This window comes from Burkholderia cepacia ATCC 25416, assembly GCF_001411495.1.
GTDB classification, from domain to species: Bacteria; Pseudomonadota; Gammaproteobacteria; order Burkholderiales; family Burkholderiaceae; genus Burkholderia; species Burkholderia cepacia.
On sequence record NZ_CP012981.1, the window covers coordinates 2,076,880 to 2,096,973 of the forward strand.

The 20,094-nt window shown below is 65.7% G+C and carries 18 protein-coding genes; 11 read left to right on the forward strand and 7 right to left on the reverse strand.

Features of this window, described 5'->3' with window-relative positions; all coding sequences use genetic code 11:
• Positions 1-350: 350 nt before the first annotated feature.
• Complete coding sequence (locus APZ15_RS09540; protein WP_027787983.1) at positions 351-1,112, forward strand: FadR/GntR family transcriptional regulator; 762 nt, start codon at positions 351-353, stop codon at positions 1,110-1,112.
• A gap of 124 nt (positions 1,113-1,236) precedes the next feature.
• Here the strand turns inward: APZ15_RS09540 and APZ15_RS09545 are convergent, their stop codons facing one another.
• The 3 genes from APZ15_RS09545 to pdxY form a co-directional block, all read right to left on the reverse strand.
• Positions 1,237-2,385, reverse strand: coding sequence for a branched-chain amino acid ABC transporter substrate-binding protein (locus APZ15_RS09545; protein WP_027787982.1), 1,149 nt, complete (start codon positions 2,383-2,385; stop codon positions 1,237-1,239).
• A 377-nt stretch (positions 2,386-2,762) separates the two neighbouring features.
• A complete protein-coding gene (locus APZ15_RS09550; protein ID WP_027787981.1) occupies positions 2,763-4,907 on the reverse strand; it encodes a phosphocholine-specific phospholipase C in 2,145 nt (714 codons plus the stop codon).
• A 319-nt stretch (positions 4,908-5,226) separates the two neighbouring features.
• Positions 5,227-6,087: a pyridoxal kinase PdxY gene (gene pdxY / locus APZ15_RS09555; RefSeq protein ID WP_027787980.1), complete on the reverse strand. Its 861-nt coding sequence runs from the start codon at positions 6,085-6,087 to the stop codon at positions 5,227-5,229.
• 173 nt (positions 6,088-6,260) lie between these two features.
• Between pdxY and APZ15_RS09560 the strand changes: the two genes are divergently transcribed.
• Entirely contained in the window at positions 6,261-7,322 is a 1,062-nt protein-coding gene (locus APZ15_RS09560; protein ID WP_027787979.1) for an alpha/beta fold hydrolase, read from the forward strand.
• Positions 7,323-7,349: 27 nt separating this feature from the next.
• On the opposite strand, the gene APZ15_RS09565 is transcribed toward APZ15_RS09560, so the two are convergent.
• Positions 7,350-8,348 carry an LLM class flavin-dependent oxidoreductase gene (locus APZ15_RS09565; protein ID WP_027787978.1) on the reverse strand — a complete coding sequence of 333 codons (999 nt, stop codon included), beginning with the start codon at positions 8,346-8,348 and terminating at the stop codon, positions 7,350-7,352.
• Between the two features lie 640 nt (positions 8,349-8,988).
• Here APZ15_RS09565 and hpnI point away from each other — a divergent pair.
• The 9 genes from hpnI (at position 8,989) to APZ15_RS09610 (ending at position 17,873) form a co-directional block, all read left to right on the forward strand.
• Positions 8,989-10,164 (forward strand): bacteriohopanetetrol glucosamine biosynthesis glycosyltransferase HpnI, encoded by a 1,176-nt coding sequence (hpnI, locus tag APZ15_RS09570; protein WP_027787977.1) that lies wholly within the window; start codon positions 8,989-8,991, stop codon positions 10,162-10,164.
• Between the two features lie 136 nt (positions 10,165-10,300).
• Positions 10,301-11,743: a hopanoid biosynthesis associated radical SAM protein HpnJ gene (hpnJ, locus tag APZ15_RS09575; protein WP_311768753.1), complete on the forward strand. Its 1,443-nt coding sequence runs from the start codon at positions 10,301-10,303 to the stop codon at positions 11,741-11,743.
• A gap of 3 nt (positions 11,744-11,746) precedes the next feature.
• A complete protein-coding gene (gene hpnK / locus APZ15_RS09580; protein ID WP_027787975.1) occupies positions 11,747-12,631 on the forward strand; it encodes a hopanoid biosynthesis-associated protein HpnK in 885 nt (294 codons plus the stop codon).
• A complete protein-coding gene (locus tag APZ15_RS09585) occupies positions 12,628-13,671 on the forward strand; it encodes a lysylphosphatidylglycerol synthase domain-containing protein (RefSeq protein ID WP_027787974.1) in 1,044 nt (347 codons plus the stop codon). The genes hpnK and APZ15_RS09585 overlap by 4 nt, the downstream gene beginning before the upstream one ends.
• A gap of 87 nt (positions 13,672-13,758) precedes the next feature.
• Complete coding sequence (locus APZ15_RS09590) at positions 13,759-14,316, forward strand: lipoprotein (protein ID WP_021163189.1); 558 nt, start codon at positions 13,759-13,761, stop codon at positions 14,314-14,316.
• Between the two features lie 273 nt (positions 14,317-14,589).
• Positions 14,590-15,279, forward strand: coding sequence for an ABC transporter permease (locus APZ15_RS09595; RefSeq protein ID WP_021163190.1), 690 nt, complete (start codon positions 14,590-14,592; stop codon positions 15,277-15,279).
• Positions 15,276-15,989 (forward strand): ABC transporter permease, encoded by a 714-nt coding sequence (locus APZ15_RS09600; protein WP_011351456.1) that lies wholly within the window; start codon positions 15,276-15,278, stop codon positions 15,987-15,989. The genes APZ15_RS09595 and APZ15_RS09600 overlap by 4 nt, the downstream gene beginning before the upstream one ends.
• Before the next feature lie 20 nt (positions 15,990-16,009).
• Positions 16,010-16,810, forward strand: coding sequence for an ABC transporter ATP-binding protein (locus APZ15_RS09605; RefSeq protein ID WP_021163192.1), 801 nt, complete (start codon positions 16,010-16,012; stop codon positions 16,808-16,810).
• 22 nt (positions 16,811-16,832) lie between these two features.
• A complete protein-coding gene (locus tag APZ15_RS09610) occupies positions 16,833-17,873 on the forward strand; it encodes a GlxA family transcriptional regulator (RefSeq protein WP_027787973.1) in 1,041 nt (346 codons plus the stop codon).
• A 413-nt stretch (positions 17,874-18,286) separates the two neighbouring features.
• Here APZ15_RS09610 and APZ15_RS09615 read toward each other — a convergent pair whose 3' ends face one another.
• The 3 genes from APZ15_RS09615 to APZ15_RS39040 are packed head-to-tail and all read right to left on the reverse strand — an operon-like array spanning position 18,287 to position 19,810.
• Entirely contained in the window at positions 18,287-18,622 is a 336-nt protein-coding gene (locus APZ15_RS09615; RefSeq protein ID WP_027787972.1) for a hypothetical protein, read from the reverse strand.
• Complete coding sequence (locus APZ15_RS09620; RefSeq protein WP_027787971.1) at positions 18,619-19,236, reverse strand: type VI secretion system amidase effector protein Tae4; 618 nt, start codon at positions 19,234-19,236, stop codon at positions 18,619-18,621. The genes APZ15_RS09615 and APZ15_RS09620 overlap by 4 nt, the downstream gene beginning before the upstream one ends.
• On the reverse strand, positions 19,229-19,810 hold the full coding sequence (locus APZ15_RS39040) for a PAAR domain-containing protein (RefSeq protein WP_034195908.1): 582 nt from the start codon (positions 19,808-19,810) through the stop codon (positions 19,229-19,231). The genes APZ15_RS09620 and APZ15_RS39040 overlap by 8 nt, the downstream gene beginning before the upstream one ends.
• Between the last annotated feature and the right edge of the window lie 284 nt (positions 19,811-20,094).

A 20,094-nucleotide genomic window follows, 5' to 3' on the forward strand; every position in this document is an offset into this window, starting at 1 on the left:
TGGCAGAAGGGTGGGCAATGCCGTGCGGCAAAAGCTTTGCCGCGCGCGGCAGGAGGTGCGATCATTCGACAACCGACGTGCGCGGCGCGCAAGCCCCCGCAGGTCGATGCAACCCGGAACGGGGTGGGAGCGACAACCTGACCAGCGGAGCGCAGAACGCGAAAGCTGGCTGATCGTAAGGCATGGGACCAGGCAGTGCCGGCGTGCGCGCTTGAGTCGACAGGAGATCCGTATTTTGATCATCAGTCGTCGGATGACTTGTGACGCAGTATAATGAATCATCGGCTTTCGCTCAAACCCCGCGTAAACCCTCGGCTCACATTACGATCATTCAAAAAGGAACCGGCCTCATGTCCGTGCCTACGCTTCCCGCAGCGCCGCGCCGTCGCGCACGCAGCCTCGCACAAGATGTCGTCGACGCGCTGACCGCGCAGATCGAAAACGGCACGCTGCGTCCCGGCGACAAGCTGCCGACCGAAACCGAAGTCATGGCGGCGCAGGGCGTGAGCCGTACGGTCGTGCGCGAGGCCATCTCGCGGATGCAGGCGAGCGGCCTCATCGAGACGCGCCACGGTATCGGCAGCTTCGTGCTGGAGCCGTCGCGCCGCCAGACGCTCGGGATCGACCCGGCGACGATCACGACGCTGCGCGACGTGCTCGCGGTGCTGGAACTGCGCATCAGCCTCGAGAGCGAATGCGCGAGCCTCGCCGCGCAGCGCGCGAACGAAACCGATCTGGTCGCGCTGCGGCGCGCGCTCGACGCGATCGCAACGGGGGCGGGCGGCGGCCGCGACACGGCGCAGCTCGACTTCCAGTTCCACCTGCAGATCGCGCAATCCACCGGCAACCGCTATTTCGTCGACATCATGACGCAGCTCGGCACGTCGATCATCCCGCGCACGCGCGTGAATTCGGCCCGCTTTGCCGGTGACGATCTGGAGCGGTACGTCGGCCGGCTGAACCACGAGCACGAGGACATCTACGAGGCGATCGCGCGCCACGACCCGGAGGCCGCACGCGCCGCGATGCGCACGCACCTCACCAACAGCCGCGAGCGGCTGCGCCGCGCGCACGAGGCGGCCGAGGCCGAGCGCGACACGCAGGCCGGCTGATGCACCGGGCGGTGCGTCCGCCCGGTCGAATCGCGTCAACATCAGTCGTCATACGAGATCGATATCCGGTCATCGATCACCGGGGCCGGGCGGCGTGTCCGCCGCCGGCCGCCGGCACCGCCGATCAGCCTCCCTTCGTCGTGATCGTCTTCCACGCGCCGCTCTTCACCTGGTACAGCGTCGACATCCCGCTCTTCAGCGAGCCGTCGTTCGCGAACGAGATGCGGCCGGTGACGCCTTCGAAGTCGATCTTCTTCAGCGCCGGACGATAGACCTTCGGGTCGGTCGAGCTGGCCGCCTGCATCGCCTTGATCGCCGCCCACGCGGCGTCGTAGCCGAACTGCGCGTACGACAGCACGTCGACCCCGAAGCGCTTCCTGAAGCGCTGTTCGAAATCCTTCCCTTGCGGCAGCTCGTCGAGCGGCCGGCCGTATTCCCATGCCATCGCGCCTTCGGCGGCCGGGCCCGCGATCTTGATGAACTCGTTGTCCTTCACGCCGCCGCCGCCGACGAACTGCGCGTTCAGCCCGAGCTGGCGCATCTGCTTGATGAAGTTCGCGGCGAGCGAATCGAGCCCGCCGAAGAAGATCAGGTCGGGATTCTTGGCCTTCAGGCTCGTGATCTGCGCGCGAAAGTCGACCGCCTGGTTGCTGGTGAATTCACGGCCGATGAGGTTCCCGCCGGCGGCTTTCACGGCCTTCTCGAACTCGTCGGCCTCGCCCTGGCCGAACGCGGTGCGGTCGTCGATGATCGCGATGCGCTTCGCCTTCGTCACGTCGACCGCGTACTTGCCCGCGTTGCCGGCGTTCTGGCCGTCGGTCGCGATCACCATGAACATGTTCGCCAGCCCGCGCGAGGTGAGCGTCGGGTTGGTCGCCGCCGGATCGATCACCGGGATGCCGGCCTTGTCGTAGACGACCGAGGCCGGAATCGTCGTCCCCGAGTTGAAATGGCCGACCACGACCGACACGTTCTGGTCGACGAGCGCCTGCGCGGCCTGCACGCCGATGCGCGGGTCGGCCTGGTCGTCCTGTACGACGAGGTTGAAGTGCGCGGGCTTGCCGGCGATCTGCACCTTCTGCGCGGCGGCATCGTCGAGCGCGAGCTGCACGCCGTTCTGCAGGTCCTTGCCGTAGCCGGCGTTCACGCCCGTGAGCGGCGCGGCGAAACCGACCTTCACGTCGGTCGTGTCGGCAGCCCGGGCGGCCTGTTGCGAGAGGAGGGCAAGCGCGGATGCAATCGACACCGACAGCAGGGAATGACGGAATTTCATGTTGTTCCTCTTGTTCGATACCTGCGAGTAAGTACCGCACACGCTCGGGATGGCTGAACGCGTGCGACGGGCGGGCGGTTCGACCGCTTCTCGGAATCGGGCGGGGAGGTCGGCATCGTGATCCTCGGAAGAATCTCCCGTCAGGCTCGGCGAAGAGCCCCGATCGTTTCGATATATAGGTCGCCGATATGCGTGGGTCTTGGCAATTTGCCGCGCATTCGATGCGGATTTGCGCATAGCTTCCGCGCGTGCGGAGGCAGCCGGTATCGGGAGTTTCCCGTCGCGAACGGAGCGGGCGGTGAGGAGGAGCGGAAGCGGAAGCGTGGGGCAGGGAAGCGGCGCGGCCCGCCGGGGCCGCGCCGCCTCACGTGAGGCCGTCAGTCGGACAGCGCGTCCGATGCGGCTTCGGCATCGTCGTGCGATGCGTGCGTGCGGATCAGCGGATCGCTGGTGCTCGGGCGGCCCGTCTCGACGTGGCCCGCGAAGCGGCGCAGGAAGCCGAGCAGCCGGCCGTCGCTGACGGTCAGGTCGTACCAGCCGTGGCTGCCGCGCAGATCCCAGTAGTCGTCGATCTGCTGGCCCGGCGCGAGATCGAACGTGCGCGCGCGGCCGTGGCCGTATGCGTTCGTGACCTTGAGCCGCACCGCCTTGTGGCCGCGGTTCATCAGGCGCAGCGTGATGTTGCCGTTCGCGACGTCATAGCCGTAGATCACCTCGGGGTTCACGTTCGCGCTGCCGACGCCGGTCGCGAACGGGCCGCGGAAATGGCAGTAGAAGCCGTTCGGGCCGTACACGTCGAGGTCGTACAGGCCGAGCGACGCCGCGGCGCTCCACGTGTCGGCGATCCGCTTGCCGGCTTCGACCGTGTACGCCCACGGGCCGTCGAGGCGGTTGCGCGACTGCACCTGGAACGCGGCGCCCGCCCGGCCCGTGTTCGCGAAGGTCAGCCGGAACAGGCCGTTGACCGATTCGACGCGGCCGTGCACGAACAGCTCGTAAGGCAGCGCGCGCGCCGGCCGCAGTCCGGCCTCCTGCTTCGGCAGCTTCTGGAGCACCGGCGGCACGGGGATGTAGTCGGGGTGGCGCAGGCGGTCGGGCGGCGCGTAGCCGCTCGTATCCGGCAGCGTCGGCCAGCCGGCGTCGGCCGTCGCGAAATCGAACGCGGCGGTCAGGTCGCCGCACACCGCGCGACGCCACGGCGACACGTTGCCCGCCTTGACCGGGTATTGCGCGCCGAAACGCGCCTCGATGAATTGCAGCAGCGACGTGTGATCGAAGGTCTGCGAGCAGACCCAGCCGCCTTTCGTCCACGGCGACACGACGAGCATCGGCACGCGCGGCCCGAGCCCGTACGGGCCGGCCATGTGCGATGCGTCGCCGGGGAACACCTCGTTGGTCGTCGCGACCGTCGACAGCCCGTTGTCGCGCGACTGCGGCGCGAACGGCGGCTGCACGTGGTCGAAGAAGCCGTCGTTTTCGTCGTACGTGATGAAGAGCGCGGTCTTGCTCCACACGTCCGGATTCGACACGAGCGCCTTCAGCACCTGCTCGATGTACCACGCACCGTAGTTCGCCGGCCAGTTCGGGTGCTCGGAATACGCTTCCGGCGCGCAGATCCACGACACCTGCGGCAGCGTGCCGTTCTTCACGTCCTGCTGCAGGATGTCGAACAGCGTGCCGCCGGCGCTGATGTTGGTGCCGGTGCGTGCCTTGTCGTACAGCGGCGTGCCGGGCAGCGCGGTGCGGTACTGGTTGAAGTAGAGCAGCGAGTTGTCGCCGTAGTTGCCGATGTACGGGTTCTGCGTCCAGCCCCACGAGCCGTTCGCGTCGAGCCCCGTGCCGATGTCCTGGTAGATCTTCCACGACACGCCGGCCTGTTCGAGCACTTCCGGATAGGTCGTCCAGCCGTAGCCCTTTTCCTCGTTGCCGAGCACCGGGCCGCCGCCCGTGCCGTCGTTGCCGACGTAGCCCGTCCACATGTAGTAGCGGTTCGGGTCGGTCGAGCTCGGGATCGCGCAGTGGTACGCGTCGCAGATCGTGAACGCGTCGGCGAGCTGGTAGTGGAACGGGATGTCGTCGCGCTTCAGGTACGCCATCGTCGTGGTGCCCTTGTTCGGCACCCACTGGTCGTAGCGGCCCTTGTTCCATGCCGCGTGCATGTCCTGCCAGCCGTGCGGCAGGTCCTGCAGGAACTGCAGGCCGAGCTTGTCCGCGCCCGGATGGAACGGCAGCAGCTCGGCCGGGCCGACCGGCTGGTGGAACACCGACTTGCCGTTCGCGAGGCGCAGCGGGCGCGGGTCACCGAAGCCGCGGACACCGCGCATCGTGCCGAAGTAGTGGTCGAACGAGCGGTTCTCCTGCATCAGGATCACGATGTGTTCGATATCGCGGATGGTGCCGGTGCGGCGGTTCGCGGGAATCGCGAGCGCATCGCGGATCACGGGCGGGAACAGGTTCAGCGCGGCGGCGCCGGCGGTGCCGGCAGCGACGCGCAGGAAGTCACGACGGTTCGATCGGGTCATGGTCGTTATCGTGGGGTAAAAGGGACAGCCGATTGGCGGGACCTGCTGAAAGGGCGCACTCGGGTCGCAGGATGCGGCTGCGCCGGGTGGTGCCGCCGCGAGCATAGCGAGGAATCAGTGTCATTCATGTGAAGTCCGGAAACGTTTGCATCCGCGTCGAAGCGATATCGACGCTGCGTCGGGGCATATCGCGAACGGTCGTGGTGATGCAGGGGGTAGAGCGGGAAAGCGGGACAACAGGACAGCAGGACAGCAGGACAGCAGGACAACGGGAAAGCGCGGGACGCGCGCCGCTGAAGCGGCGGGCGATGCCGGTACGTCAGGCGTCCGTCACCCACGCGCCGAACCATTCGCTCGGGCGTGCGATCTCGTCCTGCGCGGCGACGAGTTCGAGCTCGTAGCGGCGTGCATCGTAGGTCGCCTTCACGACCGCATGCACGGCTGCGAGCGTGTGCTCGAACGCGGCGCGCACGGAGTCGCCGCGCAGCCGGCATGCGACGAAGATCGCGCTGGTCAGGTCGCCGACGCCGACCGGATGGCGCGGAAACGCGTACAGCGGGCGCTGGCCGATCCATGCCTCGGTTTCGGTGACGGCGAGCATGTTGAAGCGATCGGCCGGGCTGTTGCGGTCGTGCAGGTGCTTGACGAGGATGATTTGCGGGCCGCGCCGGATCAGCGCGCGGCATGCTTCGACGGCTTCTGCGACGGTTTCGATGCGCCGCCCGACCAGCTTCTGCAGTTCGGTGTGGTTCGGCGACATGCCGTCGGCGAGCGCCGGCATTTCCTGGACCATGAATTCCTCGACGCCGGGCTCGGGCCGGATGCCGCCCGTCTGGCCCATCGCCGGATCGCAGAAGTACCACGCGTTCGGGTTCATCGCCTTCACCGAGCGGACGATCTCGACGGCCGCGCGCGCCTGCGGCGGCGAGCCGAGGAAGCCGGACAGCACGGCGTCGCAGCGCTTGAGCGCGCCGATCGCGGCGATGCCGTCGACGAGCTGCTCCATCTTCGCGGCATCGATCGCGCTGCCCGCCCAATGGCCGTACTGCATGTGATTCGACAACTGGACGGTATTGAGCGGCCAGACGTTGACGCCGAGGCGCTGCATCGGGAACACGGCCGCACTGTTGCCGGCATGGCCGTAGATGACGTGCGACTGAATGCTGAGGACGTTTTTCATGGGAATCGCCTGCACGCGTTTCAGGGTCACGTCACACGATACCCGAGTTCGTCGCGCGCGCGGAAGTCGCGCGGCCCCGGAGTGTTGCGCGCCGTCGTCAGCGCGACCGCGTAGAATCGCGTGGCGCGAGGCGGCCCGGCTGCCCGCGTGCGTCTCCAATCACCGTGATCGCCATGCTTTCGATTCGCAAGATGTTGTATGCCGTGCGCGCCGTCGTGCTCGGCGCGGGTGTCGCCGCCGCGTGCGCCATGCCTGTCGCGGCGGCCGCCGCATCGCCCGCCGGCAACGACGGGCCCGTGTACGGCCCGCGCCTGGAAGGGTTCACCTATCCGGCACCCGTGCGGGTGTATACGTTCGTGTCGCAACGCGAAACGCTCGAGATGGCCTATCTCGACGTGCCGCCGGCGCACCCGAACGGCCGCACCGTCGTGCTGCTGCACGGGAAGAACTTCTGCGCGGCGACCTGGGAGGACACGATCGGCGTGCTGAGCCGTGCCGGCTATCGCGTGATCGCACCGGACCAGATCGGCTTCTGCAAGTCGTCGAAGCCCGATCGCTACCAGTACAGCTTCCAGCAACTGGCGCGCAACACGCACGCGCTGCTCGAATCGGTGGGGGTGAAGTCGGCGACGATCGTCGGCCACTCGACGGGCGGGATGCTCGCGATGCGCTACGCGCTGATGTATCCGAAGGCGACCGAGCAGCTCGTGCTCGTGAACCCGATCGGCCTCGAGGACTGGAAGGCGCTCGGCGTGCCGCCGCTGCCGGTCGACTACTGGTATGCGCGCGAGCAGAAGACCACGGCCGACAGCATCCGCCGCTATGAGCAGGGCACGTACTACGCGGGCAAATGGTCGCCGTCGTACGAGCGCTGGGTGCAGATGCTGGCCGGGATGTACCGTGGCGCCGGCCGCGATGCAGTCGCCTGGAACTCCGCGCTGATCTACGACATGATCCTCACGCAGCCGGTGGTCTACGAACTCGGCGCGATCCGCGTGCCGACGCTGCTGATGATCGGCGACAAGGACACGACCGCGATCGGCAAGGACGTGTCGCCGCCCGACGTGCATGCGAAGCTCGGCCGCTACCCGGAACTCGCGAAGCGGACGCAGGCCGCGATCCCCGGCGCGCAGCTCGTCGAATTCCCCGCGCTCGGGCACGCGCCGCAGATCCAGGACCCGGACGCGTTTCACAAGGCGCTGCTCGACGGGCTGGAGGCCGTGCACCCGCAGTGACGCGGGGGCGGCCGCGGGCGTGTGCCGTCAGCGCACCTCGCTCGCGAGCTCGTCGCGGATCTGCGCGGTCAGTTCGAACGAACGCAGCCGTGCCGCGTGATCGTAGATCTGCGCGGTGACGATCAGCTCGTCGGCCCCCGTCTGCGCGATGCGGTCGCGCAGCTTGTCGCGCACGGTGTCGCGCGAGCCGACCGCCGCGAACGACAGCGAATGCGCGACGGTCGCGAGCTCGAGCTCGTTGGCCTCGAGCACGTCGACGGGCGGCGGCAGCTTGCCCGGCGTGCCGCGCCGCAGATTGATGAACTGCTGCTGCAGCGACGTGAACAGGCGCCGCGCCTCGTCGTCGGTATCGGCGACGAACACGTTGACGCCGACCATCGCATGCGGCTTCGGCCACGCGGCCGACGGCCGGTACTGCGCACGATAGATCTCGAGCGCGCGCATCAGATAATCCGGCGCGAAGTGCGACGCGAACGCGAACGGCAGCCCGAGCATCGCGGCCAGCTGCGCGCTGAACAAACTCGAACCGAGCAGCCACACGGGTACGTCGAGCCCCGCGCCGGGCACCGCGCGCACGCGCTGGCCGGGCACCGGCTCCGCGAAATAGCGCTGCAGCTCGGCGACATCGTCCGGAAACGAATCGGCGCTGCCGATCAGGTCGCGGCGTAGCGCGCGCGACGTGGTCTGGTCGGTGCCGGGCGCGCGGCCGAGGCCGAGGTCGATGCGCCCCGGATACAGCGACGCGAGTGTGCCGAACTGCTCGGCGATCACGAGCGGCGCGTGGTTCGGCAGCATGATGCCGCCCGACCCGACGCGGATCGTCTGCGTGGCGCCCGCGACATGGCCGATCACGACGGCCGTTGCCGCGCTCGCGATGCCGGGCATGTTGTGATGCTCGGCGAGCCAGTAGCGCAGGTAACCCCAGCGTTCCGCGTGCTGCGCGAGATCGACGGTATTGCGGAAAGCCTGGGAGGCGTCGGCGCCGGCTGGAATGGGGGCGAGATCGAGTACGGAAAACGGAGTCATCGGTTGGCCTTCGAACAGGGGGGGCGGGGTGATGCGCTTACGCAACAAATGCCAGGGATTTTGCCAAAGGGTTCCGGAACCTGCTGAGGGCGGCGCGATACCCATGCGCCTTTCAGGGGTGCAAGGCTGAATCCGGCGATCGTTGCGAAAATCAATCCAATCGACGATTAATTACCAATCTTTACGGCGATTGGATGTGAATCCGCATCGACGTACAAATTTGCACGAAACGATTGATTTTCAAGACTGCAATACGCCTGCAAACCGCTTACGCTAACGTGAACGCGGGTGCGCTCAAATGGTTCGCCGACTGCGCAGCTTTGCCGGAATTGCACAAGTCCGTTTCTCGGAGCGCCGAGCGCGGGGTGCCGCAGACTGCTAAAATCCGGCGCCTGCCCATGTTGTGCCGAAGGTAGCCATACGAGTCTTCCCGCATCTCGTCCGGGTTTCGCGCGGAGGTGCCCCACGCGAAGCCGGGCATGGCCACACCCGAAGGATGGGGCGAGCCTCCCTCATATACAGACGCTGCTGGAACAAGGAGTCGGGTCGTGCCCGCGTTCGTCGTTGTCGGAATACCGAATCACGCTCAATCGCGCTCAAGCGTTTTCCATGGCGTTCAGGTCGCCGGGAGGCCTCGCGCATGACGGCAACCGCAACGATGCTCGACTGGCTCCTGATCGTCTTTACGCTGGCCGCGGCCGGCTATGCGCTCGTCGCCGCGTTCGCGCCGCGGCCGCGTACGCCGCGCACGGCCGCGCGCGACGGCTTCGAGCCGGTCAGCGTGCTCAAGCCGCTGTGCGGCGCGGAGCCGCACCTGTACGAAAACCTCGCGACGTTCTGCGAGCAGCGTCATCCGCGTTACGAAGTACTGTTTGGCGTCGCGTCGGCGGCCGATCCGGCCGTTGCCGTGGTCGAACGGCTGCGCGCCGATTACCCCGAGTGCGACATCACGCTCGTGATCGATGCGCGCGTGCACGGCAAGAACCTGAAGGTCAGCAACCTGATCAACCTCGCCGAACGCGCGAAATACGGCCGCATCGTGATCGCGGACAGCGACATCGCGGTGACGCGCGATTATCTGGAGCGCGTGACGGCACCGCTCGCCGACGTGTCGGTCGGCGTCGTCACGTGCCTGTATCATGCGCGCAGCGTCGGCGGGTTCTGGACGCGAATCGGCGCGCAGTTCGTCGACGCCTGGTTCGCGCCGTCGGTCCGGATCACGCATCTCGGCCGCTCGAGCCGCTTCGGCTTCGGCGCGACGCTCGCGCTGACGCGCGACACGCTCGACCGGATCGGCGGCTTTCCCGTGCTGAAGGACGAACTGGCCGACGATTTCTGGCTGGCCGAGCTGCCGCGCCGCCTCGGGCGCCGCACCGTGCTGTCGGAGGTCGAGGTCGCGACCGACGTGATCGAGCCGTCGTTCGGGCCGCTTTGGCACCGCGAGACGCGCTGGCTGCGCACGATCCGTTCGCTGAACCCGGCCGGTTTCGCGTTCCTGTTCATTACGTTCACCGTGCCGTGGCTCGCGATCGGCGCGGCGCTCGCGCTGCGCCTCGACGGCACCTTCGCCGGCTCGCTGGCGGGCTGGGCGGCCGTGGTGGGCGCGTTCGGGCGGCTCGTGCTGCACGCGCGCGGCGAGGACGGCTGGCGCGCATTCTGGCGCGACTTGCCGCTCGTCGCGGTGCGCGACACGCTGCTCGCGCTCGAGTGGCTCGCGGCCGTGTTCGGCACGCATGTCGTGTGGCGCGGCGCGAGGATGACGGTCGTCGGCGGCGAGCGCGCGACGGCGGCCGTGGAAGCAGTGGACGGCCGCTAGGGCCGTTCCGGTCGAACCCGGCCCGAGGGCCGAGACGCGCTGCGCGGCGAGGCCGCGCGGCGCGACATGACAGAGAGGCGGGCGCCGGCAGGGCGGCCCGCGGTTTTTTGACTGAATCGTTGTAACGAAACGAACTATGCAGGCTACCGGAGCATTCATGAAAACGCTGTTCTTGCAGGCCCCTTCGTATGACGGCTTCGACGGCGGAGCCGGCTCGCGCTATCAGGCGAAGCGCGAAATCCGTTCCTTCTGGTATCCGACGTGGCTCGCGCAGCCGGCCGCGCTCGTGCCGGGCAGCCGCGTCGTCGACGCGCCGGCCGACGGCCTGTCGGTCGAGGAAACGCTGAAGATCGCCAACGACTACGACCTCGTGATCATCCACACGAGCACGCCGTCGTTCCCGACCGACGCGATGTTCGCGCAGGATCTCAAGAAGATGAAGCCGTCGATGCTGGTCGGCATGGTCGGCGCGAAGGTGATGGTCGATCCGCACAACTCGCTCACGGCGAGCGAGGCGATCGACTTCGTGTGCCGCGAGGAATTCGACTACACCTGCAAGGAAATCGCCGAAGGCAAGCCGTTCGCCGAGATCAAGGGCTTGAGCTGGCGCGCGAAGGACGGCTCGATCGAGCACAACGAAGCGCGTCCGATCCTCGAGAACATGGACGAACTGCCGTTCGTCGCGCCCGTCTACAAGCGCGACCTGAAGATCGACAACTACTTCATCGGCTACCTGAACTACCCGTACGTGTCGATCTACACGGGCCGCGGCTGCAAGTCGCGCTGCACGTTCTGCCTGTGGCCGCAGACGGTCAGCGGCCATCGCTACCGCACGCGCTCGGTCGAGAACGTGCTCGCGGAAGCGAAGTGGATCCGCGACAACATGCCGGAAGTGAAGGAACTGATGTTCGACGACGACACCTTCACCGACGACCTGCCGCGCGCCGAAGCGATCGCGATCGGCCTGGGCAAGCTCGGCATGACGTGGTCGTGCAACGCGAAGGCCAACGTGCCGTACAAGTCGCTCAAGATCATGAAGGAAAACGGCCTGCGCCTGCTGCTGGTCGGCTTCGAATCCGGCGACGACCAGATCCTCGTGAACATCAAGAAGGGCGTGCGCACCGATTTCGCGCGCCGCTTCAGCGCGGACTGCAAGAAGCTCGGCATCAAGATCCACGGCACCTTCATCCTCGGCCTGCCGGGCGAGACGCAGGAGACCATCAAGAAGACGATCGAGTACGCGAAGGAAATCAATCCGCACACGATCCAGGTCTCGCTCGCCGCGCCGTATCCGGGCACGACGCTCTACAAGCAGGCCGTGGAGAACGGCTGGATGGAAGAGAACAAGACCATCAACCTGGTGAGCAAGGAAGGTGTGCAGCTCGCGGCGATCGGCTACGCGCACCTGTCGCGCGACGAGATCTATCACCACCTCGAGCAGTTCTATCGCCAGTTCTACTTCCGTCCGTCGAAGATCTGGGAGATCGTGCGCGAGATGCTGACGAGCTGGGACATGATGAAGCGCCGCCTGCGCGAAGGCGTCGAGTTCTTCCGCTTCCTGCGCGCGCACGAGGCGTAATCCGTGGCGACGCAGCGGGCGGCGCGGGCGCTGATCTTCACCGCGGACGACTTCGGGCTGCACCCGCGCGTCAACGCGGCAGTCGAACGCGCGCACCGCGACGGCGTGCTGAACGCCGCGAGCCTGATGGTCGGCGCGAGCGCCGCACCGGATGCGATCGAGCGCGCGCGGCGGCTGCCGTCGCTCGCGGTCGGCCTGCATCTCGTGCTCGCGGACGGGCCGGCCACGCTGCCCGCGCATGAGATTCCCGCACTCGTCGGCCCCGATGGGCGGTTCGGCGACGCGATGGCGAAGGACGGCTGCCGCTTCTTCTTCCTGCCGCACGTGCGGGCGCAGCTGCGCCGCGAGATTCGCGCGCAGTTCGACGCGTTCGCGGCGAGCGGCCTGCCGCTCGACCACGTGAACGCGCACAAGCATTTCCACCTGCATCCGACCGTGCTGTCGCTGATCATCGAGATCGGCCGCGACTACGGGCTGCGCGCGGTGCGGCTGCCGTACGAGACGAGCGCGCCCGCGCTGCTCAAGCCGTGGATCGCGCTCGTGCGCGCGCGGCTCGACCGGGCGGGGCTCGCGCACAACGACTACGTGGTCGGGATCGAGCATACGGGCGCGATGGACGAGGCCGTGCTGCTCGACGCGCTGGCCAAGCTGCCGCCGGGCGTCGGCGAGATCTACTGCCATCCGGCCGAGGCCGGCGACGGCCCGATCACGCCGACGATGGCCGGCTACCGTCCGGTGGACGAACTCGATGCGCTGCTGTCGCCGCGCGTCGCGGCCGCGCTGAAGGCCGCGGGCGTCGCGACCGGCGGTTTTGCCGACGTGTTCGGCCAGCCGGCGTCGCGGCGCGGCGGGCAGGCGGCGCGCGCACCGGGAGCGCAGCCGTCATGATCAAGTGGATCAAATGGCTCGGCTGGCCGCTCGGCATCGGCATCCTGCTGGCGCTGGGGCTGCACGAAGGCATCGGCGACGTGTCGCAGATGCTCGCGCGCGCCGGTTACGCGCTGCTGTGGCTCGTACCGTTCCACGCGCTGCCGCTGCTGCTCGACGCTTACGCGTGGCACCTGCTGCTCGACAAGCGCTCGTCGCTGCCGTTCCTCTGGTGGATCGCGACCGTGCGCGAAGCCGTGAACCGGCTGCTGCCGGTGGTCGGGATCGGCGGCGAGCTGGTCGGCATCCGGCTCGCGCGCTGGCAGGTGCCCGACGCGAGCCGCGTGACGGCGTCGGTGATCGTCGAGGTGCTCGTGACGATCGTCGTCCAGTATGCGTTTGCCGCGCTCGGCCTCGTGCTGCTGCTCGCGACGACGGACAACATGGGCGGCGGCACGATCGGCCTCGCGCTGCTGCTGACGCTGCCGCTGCCGGTGCTCGGCGTCGTGCTGATGCGCCGCGGCGGGATCTTCCACGCGATCGAGCGTTTCGCGGGCCGCCTGCTCGGCGATTCGCACCGGCTGCTGCAGGGCGTCGACGGCAAGCGCCTCGATGCCGACATCGATGCGCTGATGTCGCGCACGGGCCTGTTGTTCAGCGCGTTCTTCTGGCAGCTGGCCGGCTACGTGCTCGGCGCGCTCGAGATCTACTGGGCGCTCGCGCTGCTCGGCCATCCGGTGTCGATCGGCGGCGCGATCGCGATCGAGGCGATGACGCAGGCCGTGCGCCATGCGGCGTTCATGGTGCCGGGCGGCCTCGGCGTGCAGGAGGCGACCGTCGTGCTGCTCGCGCAGATGTTCGGCGTCGACCGCGAGACGGCGCTGTCGCTCGCGCTGGTCAAGCGTGGCCGCGAGGTGCTGTTCGGCTGCCTCGCGCTCGGTTCGTGGCAGCTTGCCGAACTCGTGCGCACGCGCCGCAGCATCGGTGCGCCGCCGGCCGTGCCGCGCGCGCCGCACGCGACGGGCCGCGTGGCCGAATCCGAAACCGAAACGATGCATTGACCACGAGACGGGCCGCGCGCCCGTCTCGCGCTTTTGGCGTCGCGCGGGTATCCTTGCCGCGTGTTTTCTCGACGCGCATTTCTTCCGATGAATTTCCGTTTCCGGCTGCTCCCCGTGACGATGCTGGCCGCCGCGCTGGCGCTGACCGGCTGCGACGACAAGCAAGGCAACCTCGACGTGCAACGTATCAGGGACTTCTTCAACGCGATCAAGCCCGCGCCGCTGCTGCTGAAGGGGCTGAAGGCCGGCGAATCGACCGAGGCCGACGTGCGCGGCACGATGGGCAAGCCCGAGACCGAGCGCGACTTCACCGACGGCTCGAAGCGTCTCGAATACCCGCGCGGCCCGATGGGCAACCAGACGTGGTTCGTCGACCTCGATGCGAACGGCCGCTACACGGGCGCGACGCAGGTGCTGACCGCCGAGAATTTCGCGAAAGTGCGCCCGGGGATGAACGAGGACGAGGTGCGGCGCCTGCTCGGCAAGCCCGGCGACATCGCGCAGTATCCGCTCAAGCCCGAGACGGTCTGGAGCTGGCGCTGGCTCGAGGACGGCGTCAACACCGACGCGTTCTTCAACGTCCATTTCGGCCCGGACGGGCTCGTCTACACGACTTCGCGTTCCGACATCCTGAAGGGGCGGTAAGCCCGACCGTCTTCTTCGGTGCTATATCGAAAAAGCGACCGGAAAATTGCAAAAAGTCCGCTTCCCTGGCCGTTATCCGGTTGTCAGGGAGCGGCTTTTTTCCTTTTGAAACAGCGGTGTAGGTCGCCGTTGAAAATGATGGAACGGATTGTTGCGACGCAGCAATCGCGTGCCGGGTGATTTGAGGCAATCAATTTCGCTTGCGACTATCCGCGTCAGCCCGACGCGGGACAGGCAGACGCGTCGGCATCCATTCCAACTCTGGAGACGCGCGTGTTCCTTTACGGCTTTGGTCCTGTCCTCTGGGCCGGCACCGTGCAGACCATCGAGCTGTCGGTGCTGTCGCTCGCCACTGCGGTGGCGCTGGGGCTGATCGGCGCGGTGGCGAAGCTGTCGCACAACCGGGTGCTGCGAGCGATCGCGACCGGTTATACGACGCTGATCCGCTCGGTGCCCGATCTCGTCCTGATGCTGCTGCTGTTCTACAGCATCCAGATCTGGCTGAACCAGTTCACCGACTTCGTCGGCTGGGACCAGATCGACATCGACCCGTTCGTGGCCGGCGTGCTCACGCTCGGCTTCATCTATGGCGCGTACTTCACCGAGACGTTCCGCGGCGCGTTCCTGTCGGTGCCGCGCGGCCAGCTCGAAGCCGGTGCGGCTTACGGGATGAGCGGGATGCGCGTGTTCGTGCGGATCATGTTTCCGCAGATGATGCGTTTTGCGCTGCCGGGCATCGGCAACAACTGGCAGGTGCTCGTGAAGGCCACCGCGCTGGTGTCGATCATCGGTCTCGCGGACGTCGTGAAGGCCGCGCAGGACGCCGGCAAGAGCACGTTCAACATGTTCTTCTTCATCCTCGTCGCGGCGCTGATCTATCTCGCGATCACGACCGTTTCCAACCTCGTGCTGATCCAGCTCGAGAAGCGTTATTCCATGGGCGTGCGGCACGCAGAACTATGATCGAGATCCTCCAGGAATTCGGCCAGGCGTTCCTTTACTGGGACGGCCAGCGCCTCTCCGGCCTCGCGGTGACGCTGTGGCTGCTCGTCGCGTCGATTTCGCTCGGCTTCGTGTGCGCGGTGCCGCTCGCGGTCGCGCGCGTGTCGAAGAACAAGTGGGTGTCGACGCCGGTGCGGTTCTACACGTACGTGTTCCGCGGCACGCCGCTCTACGTGCAGTTGCTGCTGCTGTACACGGGCATGTACAGCCTCGAGTTCGTGCGGTCGCACTCGCTGCTCGACGCGTTCTTCCGCAGCGGCTTCAACTGCGCGATTCTCGCGTTCGCGCTGAACACCTGCGCGTACACGACCGAGATCTTCGCGGGTGCGATCCGCGCGATTCCGCACGGCGAGGTCGAGGCGGCGCGGGCATACGGGATGTCGCCGTTCACGATGTACCGCCGCGTGATCCTGCCGTCGGCGCTGCGCCGCGCGCTGCCGCTGTACAGCAACGAGGTGATCCTGATGCTGCACGCGACCACCGTCGCGTTCACGGCGACCGTGCCGGACATCCTGAAGGTCGCACGCGATGCGAATTCCGCGACCTACATGGCGTTCCAGTCGTTCGGAATCGCCGCGCTGATCTATCTTGCGGTATCGTTCGCACTCGTCGCGGCGTTTCGCCGCGCGGAGCGCCACTGGCTCGCGTATCTCGCGGCCGCCCGTCATTGATTCACTTCGAGGAGAGCCAGTTGGCCGAGATCACTCAAACGAGCGCGTCCGCTTCCACCAAGCTTGCCGCGGTCGACATTCACAAGCGCTACGGCGACAACGAGGTGCTCAAGGGCGTATCGCTGAACGCGAAGGCCGGCGACGTCATCAGCATCATCGGCGCGAGCGGCTCGGGTAAGAGCACGTTCCTGCGCTGCATCAATTTTCTCGAGCGGCCGAATGCGGGGCAGATCGTCGTCGACGGCGAGACCGTGCGCACGAAGACCGACCGCGCCGGTGCGCTCGAAGTCGCCGATCACAAGCAGCTTCAGCGCATCCGCACGAAGCTCGCGATGGTGTTCCAGCACTTCAACCTCTGGGCACACATGAATGTGCTCGAGAACGTGATGGAAGCGCCGGTGCACGTGCTCGGCATTTCGAAGAAGGAAGCCGAGGAGCGCGCGCGCGAGTACCTGGAGAAGGTCGGCTTGCCGCCGCGCGTCGAGAAGCAGTATCCGTCGCATCTTTCCGGTGGCCAGCAGCAGCGCGTGGCGATTGCGCGCGCGCTGGCGATGCATCCGGACGTGATGCTGTTCGACGAGCCGACGTCGGCGCTCGACCCGGAACTGGTGGGCGAAGTGCTGAAAGTGATGCAGAAGCTCGCCGAGGAAGGCCGCACGATGATCGTCGTCACGCACGAGATGGGTTTCGCGCGCAACGTGTCGAATCATGTGATGTTCCTGCATCAGGGGCGGACCGAGGAAGAGGGTGATCCGAAGGAAGTGCTGGTACGCCCGCAGAGCGAGCGGCTGAAGCAGTTCCTGTCGGGCAGTCTCAAGTAACGCGACAGGGCGGGTTTCATACGTGGTACCGGTGTCTCGTCCCGCAGGCGCCACCCGCACGATGCAGGTGGCGATCGTTGCATTGCCGCCCGTGTCGATGTCGGGCGTGGGTCCGATCGTCGATGCGCTGAACCTCGCGAACGAGATCGACGGGCGGCTGCTGTATCGCTGGCAGGTGTGTTCGTGGGACGGGCGGCCCGTGCCGCTTGCCGGCGGTGCGCAGTGGCATGCCGATGCGGCGTTCAACGATGCGATCGCGTGCGACTGGGTCATCGTCGTGTCGGAGCGGTTTCAGCAGTTTGCCGACTATCGGTTGTTTCTCGCGAGTCTCGCGCGGGTCGGGCAGCGCACGCCGCTCGTGACCGGAATTCATCATGGCGTGTGGTGGCTGGCGATGGCCGGGCAGCTTTCCGGGTACCGGGTGAGCGTGAACTGGGAGACGTATCAGCAGTTCGCCGAACAATTCGAGCGGTCGATCGTCACGCAGCAGATCTTCGAGATCGACCGGGATCGCGCGACGTGCGCGGGCGGGCAGGCTACCGTGGATTTCATGCTGGCCATGATTGGCCGGGAACATGGGGCGGACCTCGCGGAGCGGATTGCCGATGCACTCGGGGTCGGGACTTTGCGGAGCGGCGAAGAGCGGCAGCGGATTCCCTTTGTGACTGCGCCGGGCGAGCGGCATCCTCGGTTGAACGATGCGTTGCTGCTCATGGAAGCCAATGTCGAGGATCCGTTGACGACCGACGAGATCGCCGAACTCGTCGGCGTTTCACGCCGGCAGCTCGAGCGGCTCTTTCGACAGTATCTCGGGGCGATGCCCTCGAAGTATTACCTCAACCTCCGGTTGCTCAAGGCCCGGACTCAGTTGCAGCGGACCAGCAAGTCGGTTGTGCAGGTTAGCCTCGCCTGTGGGTTTTCTTCTGCTGCGCATTTTTCCAACGCGTACCGCGAGAGGTTCGGGGTCACGCCTCGGGAGGATCGGCGAGCGTGGCTCGAGAAGCAGACCGGTGGGGGCAGTGAACCACGGGGTGGGGCGCTCGTCGAGCGTGGGAAGGATTGATTTCAGGTTTTTTTGCAGTGTGCTTGCTTTTGTCGTGAAGCACCTGTGAGCTTGTCGGTCTATTAGCGTCGCCCCTGCGCGGGGCGGCGGTTACTTTTCTTTGTCTTGCCAAAGAAAAGTAACCAAAAGAAAGGCGCTGGGAAAACGCATGACTTCCCGGTGCCATGGTTCCCGGAGTGGACACCGCCTAAGTGTCCGCGCCAGTCAGGAACACGGAGTGGTTCGAGCAATGGTTCTGACACCACTCCCTACCCAACAGAGCGGTATGCCGCCCGCAAGCTCCATCCTCGCTTCGCTTGGCTGCACGGTACTTCAAGTTGCGCGGTGATGGTGTTTGCGGTGATCTTGCCATGAGGCGTGCGACAAATGGACGACGACGGCGCACATCCGATCCTCAAGAGCAGCGATAGGGGTTAGACGGCAAGACCTAAGTAGGGGGCGACGTATGGCTTGCAATAGAACAGCGTGGCGAGCAACGTTACAACGAAAAACGCTCCACCCCAGCGACGTCCCGACCATCGTTTATACGCTACCGCGTTCAATATCGCGCATGTGATGGCGGGCCATAACAGCATGGCGAACATGCCCCACAGGAACTTCGCATGCGACGTGCAGTGTTCCATGTCGTTGCAGCCTGTCGCATGTGATTTCATCTCGGGCCAATGGATGTGATTGAGGGAGTAGATGGTCACCCATGTGACGAGCAAGCCCCATACGAACCCCAGTACAGCGAGCACCATACGTTTCATTTCACTTCCCAGAAAAGGATTTCTTTGGCACTGGCAAGGTCGGAGAACCAGTTGTTGTTTGTCAGTGGGTTTCGGAATCGCGACATACCAATGCGGAAGCGTAAGAAACTTACGACGGATGGCGTAAGCGTGTCCTTGTTCCACAAGTCGATATGACCGCCGCTCAGTACGTCGGCCGAGTCGCCATCCTGTCGCCAGTAGCCGAAAAAGTAGATGATACCGGTTCGGTTTTTCACCTTGGTTTGCCAATCTGGGCCAGTGATGTTTTCTGGTTTGCCAAGCCCCAGGAATGGACGCAGCTTTAACCATTCAGCCAGCTCGTACGCGCGTGTCGCTGTCGATTTGCCTCCAAGCATCAGACGGCCTAGCGTCTTCTTTCCTGGCATCGGCTTCAACACATTTTGCGAAAACGACTTCATGTCGCTTCCGATGCTGTGGAACGTGACGCTCATGCGAATGGCGCATTGATTCTCATATTCGCCGGTAGGGTCGTCGTAGGGGTCTTTCTTCGGGTACGCGTTCCAAAGGTCTTGAAAGGACAGCGTTTGAAGCAGTACAGATTGCTTTGATTTTGGTGTGTCGTTCGTGCGGATCTTGGTGGATGGATTAGGCATGGCTTACCCCGGTGTGCTTTTTTGCAATTGCTTCGTCTCCCCAATAGACGGTGTAGTCTCCGGATCCGTCACCAGTGTGGACGCGCGGTAGCTCGCCGCTCGCATCGAGCACGCCGGAATGGACGCGGCCGTCTGCCGTCTCGATGTAGTAGGGGTAACCCACGGGCCCTTGGGCAGCACTGCCGCTAGTCTTCGCTTCGACCTGCTCATCAAATGCGCCTTTCTTGATCGACACGATGCGACCCGTTATCGTTCTGCTCGAAATGACCTCCCCGTGACCCTTTAGCCCATCATCACACCATGCTTCACCGGCAAGCAAAGCAGTGATGCCCGGCGGAGTCGAGCAACCGCACAGGACAATATCGCCGTCTAGCGCGACTTCCCCTTGAAACTTGAGTCGATATGGCCCGCCAGCCTTTGCGATGATGCCGGTGCTTTGACATGCGATGCAGAACGCGCTACCGCCAATCAAGGCTGCTTGGTGCCCATGGACCAGGAACGGTGGTCCGCTGTATGGGCTAATTGTTCCGCCGCTTGAAAGGCTGTCGCCCACAACTGCAATTCTTCTATTCATCGTTTGGCCCTCTCGGAAAGTCACAATCGTATCGGCACGGCGCAAGTGCGCATCTCGATATTGTTCGATGTGCTTGAGATGGTGTGATCGCAACGTATGCATGAATTACCGACTGGTGATCGTCTGCTCCGCCTCATCAAGTAATGTGCTGACTGCGTCAGTCTTGCGGGCGGTGAGAGCGACAGGCTGCTTGTACATCGATTTCGCTGCGTCGCGTGCGTGCTTTGATTTCCGGAGCTGATCGGCCAACGGCACCGCTGAGGGATGCGTACCTTGCAGCCGAG

Bases quoted from the DNA above. Each gene is read 5' to 3' on its own strand.
- APZ15_RS09545 (WP_027787982.1), bottom strand. From the start codon at position 2,385: ATGAAATTCCGTCATTCCCTGCTGTCGGTGTCGATTGCATCCGCGCTT.
- hpnI (WP_027787977.1), top strand. From the start codon at position 8,989: ATGACGGCAACCGCAACGATGCTCGACTGGCTCCTGATCGTCTTTACG.
- APZ15_RS09565 (WP_027787978.1), bottom strand. From the start codon at position 8,348: ATGACTCCGTTTTCCGTACTCGATCTCGCCCCCATTCCAGCCGGCGCC.
- APZ15_RS09560 (WP_027787979.1), top strand. From the start codon at position 6,261: ATGCTTTCGATTCGCAAGATGTTGTATGCCGTGCGCGCCGTCGTGCTC.
- APZ15_RS39040 (WP_034195908.1), bottom strand. From the start codon at position 19,810: ATGAATAGAAGAATTGCAGTTGTGGGCGACAGCCTTTCAAGCGGCGGA.
- hpnJ (WP_311768753.1), top strand. From the start codon at position 10,301: ATGCAGGCTACCGGAGCATTCATGAAAACGCTGTTCTTGCAGGCCCCT.
- APZ15_RS09620 (WP_027787971.1), bottom strand. From the start codon at position 19,236: ATGCCTAATCCATCCACCAAGATCCGCACGAACGACACACCAAAATCA.
- APZ15_RS09600 (WP_011351456.1), top strand. From the start codon at position 15,276: ATGATCGAGATCCTCCAGGAATTCGGCCAGGCGTTCCTTTACTGGGAC.
- APZ15_RS09615 (WP_027787972.1), bottom strand. From the start codon at position 18,622: ATGAAACGTATGGTGCTCGCTGTACTGGGGTTCGTATGGGGCTTGCTC.
- pdxY (WP_027787980.1), bottom strand. From the start codon at position 6,087: ATGAAAAACGTCCTCAGCATTCAGTCGCACGTCATCTACGGCCATGCC.
- APZ15_RS09540 (WP_027787983.1), top strand. From the start codon at position 351: ATGTCCGTGCCTACGCTTCCCGCAGCGCCGCGCCGTCGCGCACGCAGC.
- APZ15_RS09550 (WP_027787981.1), bottom strand. From the start codon at position 4,907: ATGACCCGATCGAACCGTCGTGACTTCCTGCGCGTCGCTGCCGGCACC.
- APZ15_RS09585 (WP_027787974.1), top strand. From the start codon at position 12,628: ATGATCAAGTGGATCAAATGGCTCGGCTGGCCGCTCGGCATCGGCATC.
- APZ15_RS09590 (WP_021163189.1), top strand. From the start codon at position 13,759: ATGAATTTCCGTTTCCGGCTGCTCCCCGTGACGATGCTGGCCGCCGCG.